This is a genomic window from Chryseobacterium daecheongense (assembly GCF_003729955.1).
Lineage (GTDB): Bacteria > Bacteroidota > Bacteroidia > Flavobacteriales > Weeksellaceae > Chryseobacterium > Chryseobacterium daecheongense.
In genome coordinates this window covers 886,214-903,662 of the sequence record NZ_RJTX01000004.1, presented here as the reverse complement: position 1 = coordinate 903,662, position 17,449 = coordinate 886,214, and the positions used below count along the sequence as shown (strand labels likewise).

At 36.3% G+C, this 17,449-nt stretch carries 13 protein-coding genes; 3 read left to right on the top strand and 10 right to left on the bottom strand.

What is annotated here, in order from left to right:
• Positions 1-40 precede the first annotated feature (40 nt).
• The 8 genes from EGI05_RS17485 to EGI05_RS17450 form a co-directional block, all read right to left on the bottom strand.
• A complete protein-coding gene (locus EGI05_RS17485; RefSeq protein WP_123264297.1) occupies positions 41-499 on the bottom strand; it encodes a heme-binding domain-containing protein in 459 nt (152 codons plus the stop codon).
• A gap of 4 nt (positions 500-503) precedes the next feature.
• Entirely contained in the window at positions 504-2,261 is a 1,758-nt protein-coding gene (locus EGI05_RS17480; RefSeq protein WP_123264296.1) for an Ig-like domain-containing protein, read from the bottom strand.
• A gap of 25 nt (positions 2,262-2,286) precedes the next feature.
• Positions 2,287-3,546, bottom strand: a complete 1,260-nt coding sequence (locus EGI05_RS17475; RefSeq protein ID WP_123264295.1) for a serine hydrolase domain-containing protein — start codon at positions 3,544-3,546, stop codon at positions 2,287-2,289.
• Positions 3,547-3,778: 232 nt separating this feature from the next.
• Positions 3,779-4,708, bottom strand: a complete 930-nt coding sequence (locus EGI05_RS17470) for a 2-hydroxyacid dehydrogenase (protein ID WP_123264294.1) — start codon at positions 4,706-4,708, stop codon at positions 3,779-3,781.
• Positions 4,709-4,826: 118 nt separating this feature from the next.
• The gene (locus tag EGI05_RS17465; RefSeq protein WP_123264293.1) at positions 4,827-5,348 is read right to left on the bottom strand and encodes an acyl-CoA thioesterase; all 522 of its coding nucleotides are present in this window, start codon (positions 5,346-5,348) and stop codon (positions 4,827-4,829) included.
• Positions 5,336-6,088, bottom strand: coding sequence for an HU domain-containing protein (locus tag EGI05_RS17460; protein WP_123264292.1), 753 nt, complete (start codon positions 6,086-6,088; stop codon positions 5,336-5,338). Before EGI05_RS17460 ends, EGI05_RS17465 begins: the two co-directional genes overlap by 13 nt.
• Before the next feature lie 137 nt (positions 6,089-6,225).
• Positions 6,226-8,337, bottom strand: coding sequence for a TonB-dependent receptor (locus tag EGI05_RS17455; RefSeq protein ID WP_123264291.1), 2,112 nt, complete (start codon positions 8,335-8,337; stop codon positions 6,226-6,228).
• 233 nt (positions 8,338-8,570) lie between these two features.
• Positions 8,571-9,335 carry a WG repeat-containing protein gene (locus EGI05_RS17450; protein WP_228428636.1) on the bottom strand — a complete coding sequence of 255 codons (765 nt, stop codon included), beginning with the start codon at positions 9,333-9,335 and terminating at the stop codon, positions 8,571-8,573.
• Positions 9,336-9,601: 266 nt separating this feature from the next.
• Between EGI05_RS17450 and EGI05_RS17445 the strand changes: the two genes are divergently transcribed.
• Both EGI05_RS17445 and EGI05_RS17440 read left to right on the top strand, forming a co-directional pair.
• A complete protein-coding gene (locus EGI05_RS17445) occupies positions 9,602-12,382 on the top strand; it encodes a bifunctional aconitate hydratase 2/2-methylisocitrate dehydratase (RefSeq protein ID WP_123264289.1) in 2,781 nt (926 codons plus the stop codon).
• Between the two features lie 57 nt (positions 12,383-12,439).
• Complete coding sequence (locus EGI05_RS17440; RefSeq protein WP_123264288.1) at positions 12,440-14,710, top strand: aconitate hydratase; 2,271 nt, start codon at positions 12,440-12,442, stop codon at positions 14,708-14,710.
• Between the two features lie 53 nt (positions 14,711-14,763).
• Here the strand turns inward: EGI05_RS17440 and EGI05_RS17435 are convergent, their stop codons facing one another.
• Both EGI05_RS17435 and EGI05_RS17430 read right to left on the bottom strand, forming a co-directional pair.
• Positions 14,764-15,444 (bottom strand): LytR/AlgR family response regulator transcription factor, encoded by a 681-nt coding sequence (locus EGI05_RS17435; RefSeq protein ID WP_123264287.1) that lies wholly within the window; start codon positions 15,442-15,444, stop codon positions 14,764-14,766.
• Complete coding sequence (locus tag EGI05_RS17430; RefSeq protein WP_123264286.1) at positions 15,437-16,447, bottom strand: sensor histidine kinase; 1,011 nt, start codon at positions 16,445-16,447, stop codon at positions 15,437-15,439. The genes EGI05_RS17435 and EGI05_RS17430 overlap by 8 nt, the downstream gene beginning before the upstream one ends.
• Positions 16,448-16,604: 157 nt before the next feature.
• Here EGI05_RS17430 and EGI05_RS17425 point away from each other — a divergent pair, with 157 nt between their 5' ends.
• Complete coding sequence (locus EGI05_RS17425; RefSeq protein WP_123264409.1) at positions 16,605-17,444, top strand: DUF5694 domain-containing protein; 840 nt, start codon at positions 16,605-16,607, stop codon at positions 17,442-17,444.
• Positions 17,445-17,449: the final 5 nt, after the last annotated feature.

Here is a 17,449-nt window from a genome sequence, read left to right as displayed (position 1 = left end):
CACTGTGTAAATTGTGAAATCTGTGGGTTATATTTTAAGATTAATAATCTTTAGATTTCAGAATATCCTGGAAATAATTGATAAGCAATGTTCTTTCTGCTTCGGATAGATTAGCTTCTTTATGATACACTATATAACCCGGCATCGGCATTGTTTTATTCCGTAAGGTCTGAACGGATTTCGTCAGCATATTCGTTTTTAAATCCTTATTGTAGCTTTCCCAGACAGAGAAATTAAGATGCTCTCTACCTTCATTGATATGGCTTTTCACAGACCACGAAACGGGGGCGATATAAGCATATTTCGGATAAATGGTTTCATCCGAATGACAATCGTAGCATGCTCCTTTAAGCAATTGTGTAATCTTTTCCGGTGTTTTTTTGGAATCTACAAAGTTGATCTTATGATTTACCGGTTTATTTGTCCTGTCAACAGGAATAAACTGGATGATCGCAAAGCCTACCAAACACCAAAATACAATTTGCCTGAATTTTTTCATTCTGTTATTTCACCGGTGTTAAAAGAGTTCCATTCTTATTGGCATTATTTAAAGCCGGAACCTGTCTATCCTGCGTTCTAGCAGGTTGAGTATTGCTATTGTTTGGGACTGTATTTTTAGGGCTTTCCAGAGTTCTGGTATCTTTTAGATCCCAATCCTCTACGGAATCCCATAATGGTCTTACAATAGCTATTTTATAGAACACGTACGAATCTTCCGCAAACGTTTCATTGGCAAAATCAGCTTCATCCCAATACTTGTTATCATTATTATCTACCAGGATTCTTACGATATATTCTCCAGGCTTGATGATATTGAATTTAACACTCTCTCCTTTTATATATTTCTGATACTGAACTTTCTCTGAGGAATCCAATAATTGAATCCAATAACTTGTAGCAGGTGGATTTTTGAAATTAAAAGCTAAGCTTCCATAATTCTCCACTTTATCGAATTCAAAATCAAATCGTTTTGAAACGGAATTTTTAGCGTAGAATGAAGAAACGGTCTCTTTAGGAACGATGAGCTGGTATTTCTTTCCTGAAACAAAGTCAGACTGTACCAGAATCTGATACGGATTGGTTTCGGAGATTTTTGCTGTAAATGGCTGAGTAGTTAAGCTATCACTTTTAAGCACCCATTTTTCTGTATTTATTTTATCAATAATATAGGTGGAGGTAATCTTGAAATCAGATTTCGGAGCTAATGCGCCTACTTCATTGTTGACGATATCCATTGCGTTCTTTGCATTGTACTTATAAAACAAAGATGCATTATAAAGAGTATCTTTCTTTTGATCCGCATTGTATCCAAATTTCAAATTCTCAGTTGCGGTTTGCCCCACATCACTTTTTACCGCATCAAACCAAATATTCACAGTATCCGATTTTGGACGATGCGTTACTTTAATATCTTTAAGCTTATCATTCAGCGAGACTACTTTTACGTTTTCAGGCTTGCCTTCAAAAGTCATCGTAATTCCGCCCGGAGATTCTTTCATTTCCAAATATTTCACGGGCTTCTTAGACGGATACACCTTTAAATTCAATCCAGAAATAGATTTCTCCAAATCTACGATCTCCTTCTGAAAACCTATTTTCTCTTTTCCGGGATCATACATAGAATTCCCGTTTTCATCTTCAAAAGCCAAGATCTTATATCTGCCTTTTGACAAATAATTAAGCTCATAATATCCGTCGTCGTCAACTTTTGTAATATAGTAAGGTTTCTCTTTATAATTGATGGTATCTTTAGCCTGATATAATCCTACGACAAGTTTATTATCAGTGTTTGTAGTCTGTTTTTTGATGGCAAGTGCGTCTTTGATTTCCCCGCTGATGTATAGATCGTCTAATTTTTCTCCCGTTGAAAAAGCAAAGTTGAAATAACGCAGAATATTGGCTTCATTATTATCTGCAATCGCGTTTCCAAAATTAAAGTTATACGTAGTATTGGCCTGTAAAGTATCTTCCCATTGGATCAGAATATATTTATTGGCAATATTGGAAGGGAGAATACGCTTCATCTTCTTGATGGGTGGAGAAATATTCAGATTTTTATTGATATCCTTCAAGGTAATATATTCATCAAAGTCAAGGCGCAGTTCTTTGATGTCTCTTGGGACATTTACTCTCGTAGTATCAATATTAGAGCTTAAAAACTTAGGAGCCAAAGAATCTTTAGGACCTCCTACAGGCGACCCTACCCTTGCACACGACTGTACAAGAAAACCGATGATGAATAATAGAAAAAGTTTTTTCATGAAGATGTTTGAGCAAAAGTAAACATTATTCTCCAAAAACTTCGTGTCCGCTTTTCAGAGAATCCTGATTATCATTCATGATGCTGTGAAGCTTGTCTTTCTGTACAGGAAAATCCTCAAAAAGTCCGGATAGAGCAAGTGCAGTATACACTCTGTTGGAGTATTTATTCCCGATAGCAACAATCGTTACTTTCGATTTCAGCAAATGGGCAAAAACCGCATTGGTTCCGTGCCACCAACCATTATGATAGGTAAGCTTCTCTCCGTTATCAAAGATCTTCATTCTGAATCCTAATCCGTAATTATTCATTCCGGCTTTTTCATTACTGTAAGGAGTGAAAACCATTTTCATAAGTTCTGGCTTCAGGAAATTATTGGAAAACATCGCTTTGGAAAAATTATACAGATCTCTTGGAGTTGTATATACATTTTTATCCCCATAAATAAGATCCAGTCTGTCTAAAGGATACAATCTGTTCCCACCATAATAAAAAGATTGTGCTGCTGTAGGAATATCTTTTTCCTGGAAGATATAGCTATCATTCATTTTTAATGGCGTAAAGACCATTTCTTTCATTGCCTGAGGGAAAGGTGTTTGAGTTACTTTTTCTATCAACAAAGCCAACAAGGCAAAATTGGTATTACAGTACATAAAACCGGTATCCGTATCTCTGGCTAATTCAGGCTTGTATTGGATGATCATATTCAGAATATCCTGATTCGTCAGATACGGTTTTGAAAGTTCCGCCGGAGCTGGTTGAATCTTGGTAATAAAATACTCATATTTTGGAAGTCCGCTTCTTTGATCCAGCAAGGTTTGTACAGTAACATTCGGATAAGGAAATCCCGGGAAATATTTTGAAAGGTTATCCGATAATTTGATCTTCCCTGCTTCTACCAATTTCATCATAGCCATTGCCGTTAATGTTTTGGAAACTGAAGCTACATGTAATGGTGTGGTCTTTCCAATCGGCATCTGGTTTCCATCCCTACCGAAGCCTCTGTAATTTTCATAGAGAATTTCATCTCCTTTTGCCACTAATATGCCACCGCTCAGATCACTTCCTTCCCAAACGGTTTTATAATATTTATCGATAAAACGGACAATAGAATCTTTATTGGACAGATTGTTATCTGCCTTTGTAAATACTTTATCCAGTTCTACATTTCCAAAATTAGGAAGTTCAGTAGTTGCAGCTACGGATTCATGAGATTCAGATTTATTTTTACAGGAAAAAAGGAATACAATTACGGTTATAACCAGTGCAAGATTAAGCTTCTTCATGAGTTCAAAAAAATGAGCAGCAATTTAATAAAACTCAAAATAAATAGTAAAGAGTTCCTATGACATTATGAATTATTTAACATAAAAGATGGAAGGTAAATTCGTGAAAAGGCTACATGGCAAAATCGCTGAATTGCAAAATCGTAAAAGTGTGAAAGAGTAAAATCAATAATAAAGTATAGTTGCGGTGTTTGTAATTAAGCTTTTTCGCGATTTTGCGATTTTACTTTTCTTAGCAATAAGACGCTACAATTTTGTCTACAATCACCTGTGCCAGTTTTTCTTTACTTTGATGTGTCCATCCTGCAATATGAGGCGTTACAATTACTTTTTCTGATTCTAAAAGGAATTTCAAATCATCATTTTCCGTTTCCAAATGTTCAAATGAAGATTTTTCATATTCTAAAACATCAAGACATGCTCCTTTTACTTTGCCAGACTTCAACCCTTCAACTAAATATTTAGTTTCAACATTCTTTCCTCTTGCCGTATTGATGAAATAGAAGTTATTTTTCATTTCAGAAATGAATTTTTCATCGATCAGGTAGTGAGTTTCGGCTGTAAGAGGTATATGCAGACTTATAATGTCTGCTGTGCCTTTTAACTCTTCCAAAGTCACCTGGGTTGCGAATTCATCAGAAAGATTGGGTAGTATATCATGAAAAATCACCTTACAACCGAATCCGGAAAACCTCTTTGCCGTGGCTTTTCCCATATTTCCATATCCGATAAGCCCTACTGTTTTTCCTAGTAATTCATCCCCTCTGTTCTCTTCACGCTTCCAGATTCCATTTTTCACTTCCTGAGAGGCGATAAAAAGACGATTCATAAGGATCAACAGCATTCCTACGACATGCTCTGCTACAGAATCCCTGTTTCCCTCCGGCGAATTGATCAATTGAATACCTAATTGTTGAGCGGCTTCTACATCAATATTCTCCATTCCAGCTCCCACTCTGGCAATAAATTTCAAATTTTTGCCTTTTTCAAGGAAATTTCTATCCAAAGGAATACGGCTTCTGATGATGATTCCGTCATAATTTTCAATGATATGACAAACCTCATCATAGGAAGAAGTAAAATCCTCTTCCAGAACGAAGTTTTTGGCTAAAAGCTGTTCTGTAATAAGAGGATGGTTTTTATCTAAAAGAAGAATTTTCATTTTTTACTTTAAACGCAAAGTCCGCAAAGATTCGTGATAAACTGGTTGTTTTTAAGTTTGTAAAGGCGTTAACACTCAGCAAAGACTATTCACAAGTTGTCTAAACTTGTAATTTGGATTAGCTGGGTTCCTGGAAAAGCTTTTTAAGCTCTACAGATTCCAGAGGCTTCATTCTTCCGGAAAGAATCAATGAAAGCTCTTTTCTACGGAAAGCAGCATCAAATCTGGCTTTTTCTTCATCCGTTTCTGGGACCATTTCCGGGATCGGAATAGGGCGGTTGAATTCATCTACTGCAACAAAAGTATAGATCCCCTCATTAGTATGAACTTTCTTCTGATTGATCGGGTCATCCAACCAAACATCTACATAAACCTCCATAGAAGTTGAAAAAGCTCTTGACACTTTTGATTCCAGAACCACAACTCCGCCTTCAGGAATCGGGTGGTTAAAAGAAACGTGATTCACAGAAGCTGTTACCACTCTTCTTTCACAGTGTCTTGCAGCAGAAATGGAAGCACATCTGTCCATTTTTGCTAACAGTTCACCTCCGAAAAGGTTTCTTAGTGAGTTCGTTTCGTTAGGAAGTACAATATTGGTCATGATGGTCAGAGATTCTGACGCTGTTTTTACTTTTGCCATTTATTAATCTTAGTGTTTTTAGACGTCTGTTTTCCGACACCTTTTTTTGCGACAGATACCATTGCTGAATCTTTTTTCAAAGAGTCAAGCATTTTCATCTGTGCAGAATCTTTTTTAATTTTTACTGTATCTTTTACGATTCTGTGTGTTTTGGTCTGTACGGAAATAGAATCAAAAGATTTTTTTCCGAAAAGAAGTTCCTGTTGTGTGTAGGCCAGATAACCAAGTCCCAAAGCAGGAATAATGAAAAGAAAAGTCCACAGAATAGATTTATTAAATGTATAATCTCCTTCAGTATTCTTCTGTTTACCGGCAGTTCCGGTAGTATTGATGTCCGAAATCCTGATTTCTTCCAATCCGTAATAATCCGGATGATCAGTCTGCAATCTGTTTCCTTTGAAGTGGGTGTCCCCGTCTTCTATGTAAATGGTCCCCAGATTCTGAATTTCCAAAAGCTGATCCGCCTGAAGTCTTTTTTTCCAGAAATCGGTTTGAATCAATAATTCATTTTTCACAGACTCCATGGATGTCTGTTTCTGAGCACTTACAAATGAGGCCAGCTCATCAGATTGTACTTCATAATCGGAGATAAATGCAATTTGACTGGATGGTGGAAGTATACTTCCGTTCTCAGCATTGATGATTGCTTTGGAATTTTCCAGATGAAATACACCAAAACCCGGAACTGTAACAGTACCAAATTGTTTCAGATATTCAAGAATGTAAGCCGAAATATTCATTTGGCAGCAAATTTATAACTTTTTCATGACTTTTCAGGAGATTATTGACATGAAAAAAGACTGCCGAAACAGTCTTTGATAAAAATTTAATCTAACTTCTATTTTACTATTTGAAATATAAAATATCTGTTATATGGTTATTGGATTTTCCAGCTGATCCCAAACATAAAATTGGTTCCTGCCTGTGAAAAATAATAAGGAGAACCATCCCAAACTGCTCCATTATTCACGTACTTCTTATTGAACAGGTTATTGACCAATAATTTTAAAGCGATATCATTATTCGCAATTTTGAATTGATATTGTGCATTAAAATCCGTAAGGAAATAATCTTTCAATTGAAGATCCTTATTCTCCGTATTATCCAAATATTGTTTCCCTACATACTGATTCATCAATGCAAACTGGAAGTTTTTATTAGGATTAAACTTCAACCCCAGATTCGCTATCACATCCGGTGAGAAAGAAGTTTGTGTATTTCCCAGATCTTTCACGCCCGTTTCATCTTCGATTTTAAAATCCAGGTTTCTGTTTTGGCTTACCGTTACATTACCTGAAACCTCCCACTGTTTTGAAAGTTTAGCCATTGTACCAATTTCAATACCTCTCCTATAGCTTTTCCCTGAATTGGCTCTGATAAATGCTCCTACATTATTAAGTTCCCCCGTTAAAACCAACTGATTCACATAATACATATAATACAAATTGGCGGTTAAAGAGAAAATTCCGAACTGTTTTTCAACGCCTGCTTCAAAGTCGTGAAGTTTTTCCGCTTCAGTGTCATTATTGGCAAACAAATCGTCTCTGTTCGGTTCACGATGAGCATGGGCATAAGAAAGAAACACCTTTCCTTTTCCTATATTATAATTAATTCCCGCTTTTGGATTGAAGAACAGCCAATTTTTATCTAAATCAGCTCCTTCATAATCACCCTGAGTAATAATCTTCGTATCATAATCGATATGCCTAAGCTGTAAATCTCCGAAGAATTCAAATTTATTCACCCGGATCAAAGCCTTTGCAAATCCGGCTGCTTCATTTTTCACAGAACGGTTTCTGTAATATTCATGCTCATCTATCTGCGGATAAAAAACGCCCGTTACATTTCCGAAATGCCTTCCGTAATATTGATTGGCAACGACTCCGAAATTAAGATCCAGATTATCAAACTTTCCGTAAAGCGTGGAAACCAATCCGTAGAAATCATTATTCAGCCATTTTTTTCTGATGAAATCTGAATATTCTATTGTTTGTCCGCCCTCAATTACATTAGGTAAATTATATCTTGAAAAAGGATCTCCCTGTTTATAGTTTTCATAATATCCTTTTCCTTTGGTATAATGTAAAGTAGTTTCTAAATTCCATTTTTCACTGATCCCCTGCTCCCAAAATAGCTGATAATGATTTTGTCTATAATTATCCGTTTCATTATCATAAAACCCAACGATATTTTCCCAATTGGCATCATAAATAGCCCCGGAAATATTGAACTTCGGGTCTGTTTCCCATCTTTCTCTGTCAATCCCATTCCAAGCCTGATACGTTTTTTCTTTTCCTCCAAAGGCCATCAAACGAAGTTTTGTTTTTCCTTCTTCGAACAATGCCGTGAAATTATAAGAATGAAGATCAGAAGAAGCCCTGTCTATATATCCGTCAGAATGAATATGCGTGTATCTTCCCATCACAGAAAGACGGTTTTTCCAGAATTTTCCTGAGCCTACCTCAGCAGAATATTTATAGGTATTGAATGATCCGTAACTGTCGTCAGTTTTAAAATAAAACTTTTCTTCCGGCTCCTTAGAAATTACATTGATACTTGCTCCGAATGCTGATACCCCGTTGTTAGAAGTTCCTACCCCTCTTTGAATAAGAATTTGAGAAGCAGAGCTCGTTAAATCCGGCACATTCACAAAAAAGGTCCCCTGACTTTCAGAATCGTTGTATGGAACACCGTTCATCATGACATTGATTCCGCTTCCACCTACACCACGGATTCTAAAACCTGTATATCCAATTCCGTTTCCCGCATCGGATGTGGAAATAATGGAAGTTTGGTTTTTCAGAAGTATGGGTAAGTCCTGGCCAAGATTTCTGCGGTCTACATCTCTTTGAACATTGATGATCTCTTTAGCTACAGGAAGTCTTTTGGTAAAATTAATGGCTTCTATTTCCTTAACCTTCAAGGAATCTGTATTTTGGGCAAAAGCCAAAGAGCTTGCGGTAAGCCCTAAAAAAAATAATCCTTTCATTCTATAAATTTTAAAATTTAATGAATAAAAGGGGTGATTATGATGAGTAATTAGTGATTGGTAATAAGTAATATTTTGATTACTCATTGCTCATTACCTATTACTTACTTTAATTTCCCTAAACAGCATTACCCGTTCAGGTTCATTGGGTATCATCTCAGCCTGTTACAGCACCCCTTTATTTCAGCCGCAAAATTACGAAAAAAAAATTGAGTCTCGAGAAACATGCATTTTTAATATGCCTTATTCTTAGAATCAATGTAATAATAATTCTTACCGTCTTTTGTTACTTCAAACATTTTACCCAGTTTCCAGCTGAAGTTTCTCTTAATATTGGAATACTCAAAAGGAATAATCACTTTATTATTGACATCAATGACTCCAAACTTGTCATTATGAGAAGCTACAATCATCGGATTAGAAACATCATCACCTTCCATAATGTGTAAATATTGATATTGAGGATAGATCTGATAGTCTCTGTAATCAGCAGCATTAACAAATTTTGCAGGCTCAATGATCCCATAAAATCCGTTTAAAATATAAGCCTGATATTGTTGTTGTTTATATTCGCTTTTACATTTTCCCAGATCGGAATTTTTATACTGATAAACTCTTTTTCCTGCCTGATTGATCCTGTAAGAGATCATATCTTTTTCTACAGTTGCATATTCTTTGGTTCCAAACTTTCTTATTTTTTCATTGGGAGAGTTTAAAAGATTACAATCTTCTGCAAAAAAAACAGCAATATGATATTGGGGTTGAATAATGAATTTTCCTTTCTGATTGATGTATCCGAACTGATCGTCTTTCTTTTGTGGAATTAAAACGGGAACCTCTTCATTGATGCGTACCAGATCCGGATTTGGCTTAGGTGCTGAAGCTTTCTTAACAGCAGTTTTAGGAGTAGTTTTTACAGGTAATTTCTTCACAGATTTTGCCTGTGAAAAAATTAAAATTGATAGTAAAGTCAATAAAAAACCAAACGTCTTTTTCATATTCATCATTTGGTTACAAAAATACGACCAAAATAGAAAATATAAAAATCATATTTATAAAGAATCTAAATAATTTCATCTTTATAAAATAGTAAAATTTCGTAATTTTGGGATCATTTTTGATTGGTTGATAATTTCGAAAAGCCCATTTATAATCACTTGGAACAGAATATTATCTCGCATTAAAAAAGTGTAGGATATACTGACTTTAATACTACTAACAACAGTCTTATACTCTACTTAAAATTGAAAAGATTTCTATTATTATGAACATTTATAAGGATTACATCAAAGAGATTGAAGAAAGAAAAAACCAGGGGCTTCATCCAAAGCCGATTGATGGTGCTGAATTATTAAGCGAAATTATTGCGCAAATTAAAGATTCAGGTAATGAGCACAGAGCTGATTCTCTTAAATTTTTTATCTATAACACTTTACCTGGTACCACAAGTGCTGCCGGTGTGAAAGCTCAGTTTTTAAAAGAAATTATTCTTGGTGAATCCATAGTAGAAGAAATATCGCCTGTTTTTGCTTTTGAATTATTATCTCACATGAAAGGAGGTAAATCCATCGAAGTATTATTGGATTTGGCTTTAGGTGATGATGCAGCCATTGCTAAACAGGCTGCCGAAGTTCTTAAAACACAGGTTTTCCTTTATGATGCAGATACCAACCGTCTGAAGGAAGCATTCCATAGCGGAAACGAAATCGCAAAAGAAATTCTTGAAAGCTATGCAAAAGCTGAATTCTTCACAAAACTTCCTGAAGTTGCCGAAGAAATCAAAGTGGTTACATTCATCGCAGGGGAAGGGGATATTTCAACTGATTTACTTTCTCCCGGAAATCAGGCCCACTCTAGATCGGATCGGGAATTGCATGGTAAATGTATGATCACACCTCAGGCTCAGGAAGAAATTAAAGCTTTACAGGCAAAACATCCTGATACAAGCGTAATGCTTATTGCCGAAAAAGGAACAATGGGTGTTGGTTCCTCTCGTATGTCAGGAGTAAACAACGTTGCACTTTGGACGGGGAAACAAGCAAGCCCTTATGTGCCATTCGTAAATATTGCTCCGATTGTTGGAGGAACGAACGGTATTTCTCCAATTTTTCTTACTACAGTTGACGTTACCGGAGGTATCGGTATCGATCTTAAAAACTGGGTAAAGAAAGTGGACGAAAATGGAAACGCTGTTCTTAACGAAAACGGAGAACCCGTTCTTGAAGAAGCTTATTCAGTAGCTACAGGAACTGTTCTTACCATTAATACAAAAAAGAAAAAATTATATAACGGAGATAAAGAATTGATCGACCTTACGAAATCCTTTACTCCACAAAAGATGGAATTCATCAAAGCAGGTGGCTCTTATGCCATCGTCTTTGGTAAAAAATTACAAACATTCGCGGCCCAAGTTTTAGGCATTGAAGCTCCAGCTGTTTTTGCTCCGTCAAAAGAAATTTCTCATGAAGGGCAAGGTCTGACTGCCGTTGAAAAAATCTTCAACAGAAATGCAGTTGGAACAACTCCGGGAAAAGTATTACATGCCGGTTCTGATGTTCGTGTACAGGTGAACATCGTTGGTTCTCAGGACACCACAGGTCTAATGACGGCTCAGGAATTGGAATCAATGGCGGCAACAGTAATTTCTCCAATTGTAGACGGTGCTTACCAATCAGGTTGTCATACTGCATCAGTATGGGATAAAAAAGCCCAGGCAAATATTCCGAAATTGATGAAATTCATGAACGATTTCGGTCTGATCACAGCTCGTGACCCAAAAGGTGAATACCACTCTATGACAGACGTAATCCACAAAGTTCTTAACGATATTACTGTAGACGAATGGGCGATCATCATTGGTGGTGATTCTCATACAAGAATGTCTAAGGGAGTGGCTTTCGGAGCTGACTCCGGAACTGTAGCCCTTGCTTTAGCTACAGGAGAAGCTTCTATGCCAATCCCTGAATCTGTAAAAGTAACATTTAAAGGAGATATGAAAGAGCACATGGACTTCCGTGATGTTGTTCATGCAACTCAGGCGCAGATGCTGAAGCAATTTGGGGGAGAAAATGTATTCCAGGGTAGAATTATAGAGGTTCACATCGGAACACTTCCTGCTGACCAGGCATTTACGTTTACAGACTGGACCGCAGAAATGAAAGCTAAAGCTTCTATCTGTATTTCCCAGGATGACACTTTGATTGAATCATTGGAAATTGCGAAAGGCAGAATCCAGATCATGATCGACAAAGGTATGGATAACAAAAACCAGGTTCTTCAAGGGCTCATCGATAAAGCAAATAAGAGGATCGCGGAAATCAGATCTGGTGAAAAACCAGCTTTAACTCCGGATGCGAACGCTAAATATTATGCTGAAGTAGTGGTTGACCTTGATGTGATTGTTGAACCAATGATCGCTGACCCAGATGTAAATAACGAAGATGTTTCTAAGAGATACACTCACGATACCATCAGAGATCTTTCTTATTATAAAGGTGAGAAAAAAGTAGATCTTGGTTTTGTAGGATCATGTATGGTTCACAAAGGAGATTTAAAGATCGTTTCTCAAATGCTAAGAAACCTTGAAAAACAACAAGGTAAGGTAGAATTCAATGCTCCACTTGTAGTAGCTGCACCAACCTATAATATCATCGATGAATTAAAAGCGGAAGGAGATTGGGAATTGCTGGAAAAATATTCTGGCTTTGAATTTGATGATAATGCTCCTAAAGGCGAAGCTCGTGTTGAATACAAAAATGTAATGTATCTTGAACGTCCTGGATGTAACCTTTGTATGGGTAACCAGGAAAAAGCAGCTAAAGGAGATACGGTATTAGCAACTTCAACCCGTCTTTTCCAGGGAAGAGTGGTTGAAGATTCCGAACGTAAAAAAGGAGAATCTTTATTGGCTTCAACTCCGGTTGTTGTACTATCTGCTATTATTGGAAGAATTCCTAATATTGATGAATATAAAGCAGCAGTTGAAGGTATTGACCTTACTAAATTTGCTCCCCCAATTAAGGAGCTGGTTCAGGTGGGTCACTAATAAAAATACCTCAGCTTCTTAATCCTATAAAATTAAAAAACATTAATTCTAAGAGATATGACTTTTGATATTGATATGATCAAAAAAGTGTACGAGCGCTATCCAGAAAGAATTGCTGCGGCAAGACAAATCGTGGGAAAACCTCTTACCCTTTCAGAAAAAATCCTTTACACCCACCTTTGGGAAGGAAATGCTACACAAGCATATGAAAGAGGAAACTCTTATGTAGACTTCGCACCAGACAGAGTCGCTATGCAGGATGCTACCGCACAGATGGCGCTTTTGCAATTCATGCAGGCAGGAAAATCTAAAGTGGCGGTTCCTTCAACGGCCCATGCGGACCACCTGATCCAGGCAAAAGTAGGTGCTGATAAAGATTTACAAGAAGGCATCAACAAAAACTCTGAGGTATTCAACTTCTTGAGTTCTGTTTGTGATAAATATGGAATCGGTTTCTGGAAACCAGGAGCAGGAATCATTCACCAGGTAGTATTAGAAAACTATGCTTTTCCTGGAGGTATGATGATCGGTACAGACTCTCACACAGTAAATGCTGGTGGATTAGGAATGGTAGCTATTGGTGTAGGAGGAGCTGATGCAGTAGATGTAATGGCTGGAATGGCGTGGGAACTTAAAATGCCTAAGCTTATCGGAGTGAAATTAACCGGTAAAATGAATGGCTGGACTTCTGCAAAAGACGTTATCCTGAAAGTGGCAGGGATCCTTACGGTAAAAGGAGGGACAGGGTGCATCATCGAATATTTCGGTGAAGGTGCAGAATCTCTTTCAGCAACAGGTAAAGGAACCATCTGCAACATGGGTGCTGAAGTAGGTGCAACAACGTCAACTTTCGGATATGATGATTCCATGAGAAGATATTTAGCGGCAACCGGAAGACAAGATGTAGTAGACGCTGCTGACAAAATTGCTGAACATTTAACGGGTGATGCTGAAGTATATGCTAACCCTGAACAATACTTTGACCAGTTAATTGAAATTAACCTTTCTGAATTAGCTCCACACTTGAATGGACCTTTCACACCGGATTTAGCAACACCTGTTTCTGAATTCAGAGCGAAAGCTGAAGCTAACGGATGGCCTTTAGAAGTTGAATGGGCTTTGATCGGATCTTGTACCAACTCTTCTTATGAAGATTTGTCAAGAGCTGCTTCCATCGTTGAAGATGCTGTAGCAAAAGGAGTGAAACCAAAAGCGATCTTAGGAATCAACCCGGGATCTGAACAAGTGAAATTTACGGCAGAGAGAGACGGGTTCTTAGATTCTTTCAGAAAATTTGAGAATGCGAGAATCTTTACTAATGCTTGTGGACCTTGTATTGGACAATGGGACAGAGAAGGAGCTGAAAAAGGAGAGAAAAACTCAATCATTCACTCTTTCAACAGAAACTTCGCAAAAAGAGCAGACGGAAACCCAAATACGCACGCATTTGTAGCTTCTCCTGAAATGGTAGCTGCAGTTGCAATCTCCGGAAGATTAGACTTTAACCCGATTACAGATACTTTAACCAACGAAGCTGGTGAACAGGTAAAACTTAATGAGCCAAAAGGTTCTGAATTGCCTGCTAAAGGATTTGATGTTGGAGATAACGGATATCAGGCTCCATCTGAGGATGGTTCTTCAGTGGTTGTTAATGTAAGTCCTACTTCAGACAGACTTCAGCTATTGGAAGAATTCCCTGCTTGGGATGGTAAAAACATCGAGGGAGCTAAAGTTTTAATTAAAGCTTTCGGAAAATGTACTACCGACCACATTTCCATGGCTGGACCTTGGTTGAAATACAGAGGGCACCTTGATAATATTTCTAACAACATGCTGATCGGAGCTGTCAATGCTTACAACATGGAAACCAATAAAGTGAAAAATTTACTTACTGGTGAATATGGGGAGGTTCCTGCAGTACAAAGAGCTTACAAAGCATCCGGAGTTCCTTCTATTGTTGTGGGTGACCAAAACTATGGAGAAGGTTCTTCAAGAGAGCACGCTGCGATGGAACCAAGACACCTTGGAGTGAAAGCTGTGTTGGTGAAATCATTTGCGAGAATCCATGAAACGAACCTTAAAAAGCAAGGTATGCTTGCATTAACGTTTGCTAATGAGTCTGATTATGATAAAATTTTAGAAGATGATACCGTAAACTTCTTAGATTTGGATCAGTTTGCTCCGGGAAAACAACTGACATTAGAGTTTGTACATGCTGACGGAACTAAAGACATCATTATAGCCAACCATACTTATAATGCTCAGCAAATTGAATGGTTCAAGGCTGGTTCTGCACTGAACTTAATTAAACTACAAGAAAAAAATTAAGATTAATTGTTAGATCGATTAATATAAAGGCGGCTTCAAATAGAAGTCGCTTTTTATTTCAGTCTGTTCAAAATATTTGCTCTATAGCTATCCCCTACAGGGATTTCATGTTCAGAAATCAAATCAACTTTTTTCGCCCCGATGCTTTTAATTTTATCTAGATTAATGATAAATGATTTATGGATTCTTACAAAATGTTTAGGAAGCTGGTTTTCCATCGATTTAAGAGTATCTAAAACTATATATTCTTCATGAACCGTCCGAATATTAATATAATCTTTAATGCTTTCAATATAAAGAATATCGTTAAAATTTATACGATGTTGCAATCCTGAGGATTTAACAAAAATATAGGATTCCACCTTATCCGTACCAGAAAAGCGCTCCCTGGCTTTTAGAGCACTTTTTTGAAACCTTTCAAAAGAAACTGGTTTCAGCAGGTAATCAATAATATTATGTTCATACCCCTCCAGAGCATATTCCGAGTAAGCGGTTGTTAAAATATATTTTTGTTTTTCGCCGACAATCTTCATAAAATTAATTCCGGTAAGCTCCGGCATCTGGATATCCAGAAAGACCAGGTCTGAATTATTGCCCTGAATATACTCCAGAGCCAGAATAGGATTTTCTGTAGAAAAAACCAGCTCAAAAAAAGGAATTCTTTGAATATAGTTTTCAAGAAGCGATATCGCCAAAGGTTCATCATCTACAATAATGCATTTAATCTTATTCATCTCGTAAATTAATCTTTAAATCTACAATAAATTCTGTTTCCGAATCTTGTATGTCTAGCTCATACTTTTTAGAATACAAAATTGCCAGTCTTTTTCTCACATTTTCAATTCCAATCCCGGAAACCATATCCTTCATTCTTTCTTTTTTGTGGTTTAAAAGATAAAAATGCAGAATTTGATTTTCATCCGAAATTTTCATTTTAAATCCTTTATCCCGAAAATTGCCGTGCTTAAAAGCATTTTCAACAAATGGAACTAAAATCATCGGAGAAATATTTAATTTCGGGTAATTAATATTTTTTTCAATGATTAATAATTCCGGATTTTTGATCCTCAATTTTTCCAAAGCCGTCAAACTATCAATATAGCCGATTTCTTTATCTAGAGTAATAGTATCTTCGCCAAGATCTTTTGTACTGTATCTTAATAGCCGGCTCAATTCTTCAAGCGCGGGTAAAGCCTGATCTGACTTCTGATAAACCAATGAATAAATATTATTTAAGGAATTGAAAATAAAATGTGGATTGATTTGCATCTTTAAAGCCTGTAATTCTGCACTTTTTTTAGCTTCAATCAGCTTTGTTTTTTCCTCTTCTGCCATGATGGAATATTTAAAAAACCAAAAAGTCGTGCTGATGAAGATTGTTGTGCTGCTGTAAAAAATATTATCAAAGAAGTAAAATCCGAAACTTATTCCCTTTTCATAATTCCTGATCCCGAAAAACTGAGGCAAAAACATTTCTTCTGCAAAATATCTTACCATTACAAATGCAGTTACACTAAGGAAAAAAGCGAAAAAGGATTTATAAAGCTTATCTACATCAAAGAACTTCGGAACCACAATAAAATAATTGATATAAAAACAAATAATACTCGTGATAAAAAAGGTAATATTGAAGATCGTATTCTTCGTGTGAAAAACAAAATAAGGAACAAGAACAGTACCCGTTATATAAATTGCCCAAAAGAAAATATGCAGATAAAGGAGTTTATTAATTTTCATACAACAAAAATAGATTTTCCACGAAATTTCGACCTGTTTTTTCGACAAACTATACATTTTTTCCGATGAAATTTTTTTCATGCCGTTTCAGATTCATTTGACCGAATTGATGTTTTACACTGTTAATAGTAATGATATTTTTGGCAAAATCAATCTCATGAAAACATTATTATATACATTTCTGCTTTGCCTATCAACGTATACGTTAGCTCAGAAAAAGCCATCAGAATATTTTACAAATGCTAAGACAAAAGTTTTAGTTGTCGGGTCATTTCATTTTGATTATCCCAATCTTGATGCTCATAAAACCAAAAAAAGTGATCAGGTCGATGTTTTGTCACCCAAAACTTCACAGGAAGTGACCGAGCTTATTAATTACATCAAAAAATTTAAGCCCACAAAAATTGCAATTGAAGCCTTTCCAAGCTGGAATGCCAATCAGAAATTAAATGAATATAAGGAAGGTAAGCACATGAATAAAAGGGATGAACGATACCAAATTGCGATGCGTACAGCGAAAGAATTAAACTTAAATGAATTGTACAGTATTGATGCAGAATCGGTTTTGGATGATTTGCAAGAAAGATTCGGGAAGAAAGATTCATTATATTTCAAAAATTTAAGCCAAGACTATGATTTTTTAAGTGATGATCCTATTTCAAAAGAATACAATGCATTCTTTAAAAGTTCAGAACCTAAGAAATTTAAATCGTTGTTGGAGCTTTTCCAATTTATGAACAGCAAAGAATACCATCAATATGAATATGGAGCCTATTTAAGCGGAGATTTTAAATTAAGAGAACACGATGGTGCAGATATGCTGGCTCTATATTGGTACAACAGGAATCTGAGAATGTTCAGAAATATTCAGAATATTCCGCATACTTCAGAAGACAGAATTTTAGTTGTTGTGGGAAATGGCCATGCTTCGGTTTTAAGGCAGTTATTTTCCTCATCTCCCGAATTTGATTATGTGGAATTCAATTCATTAAAATAATACAG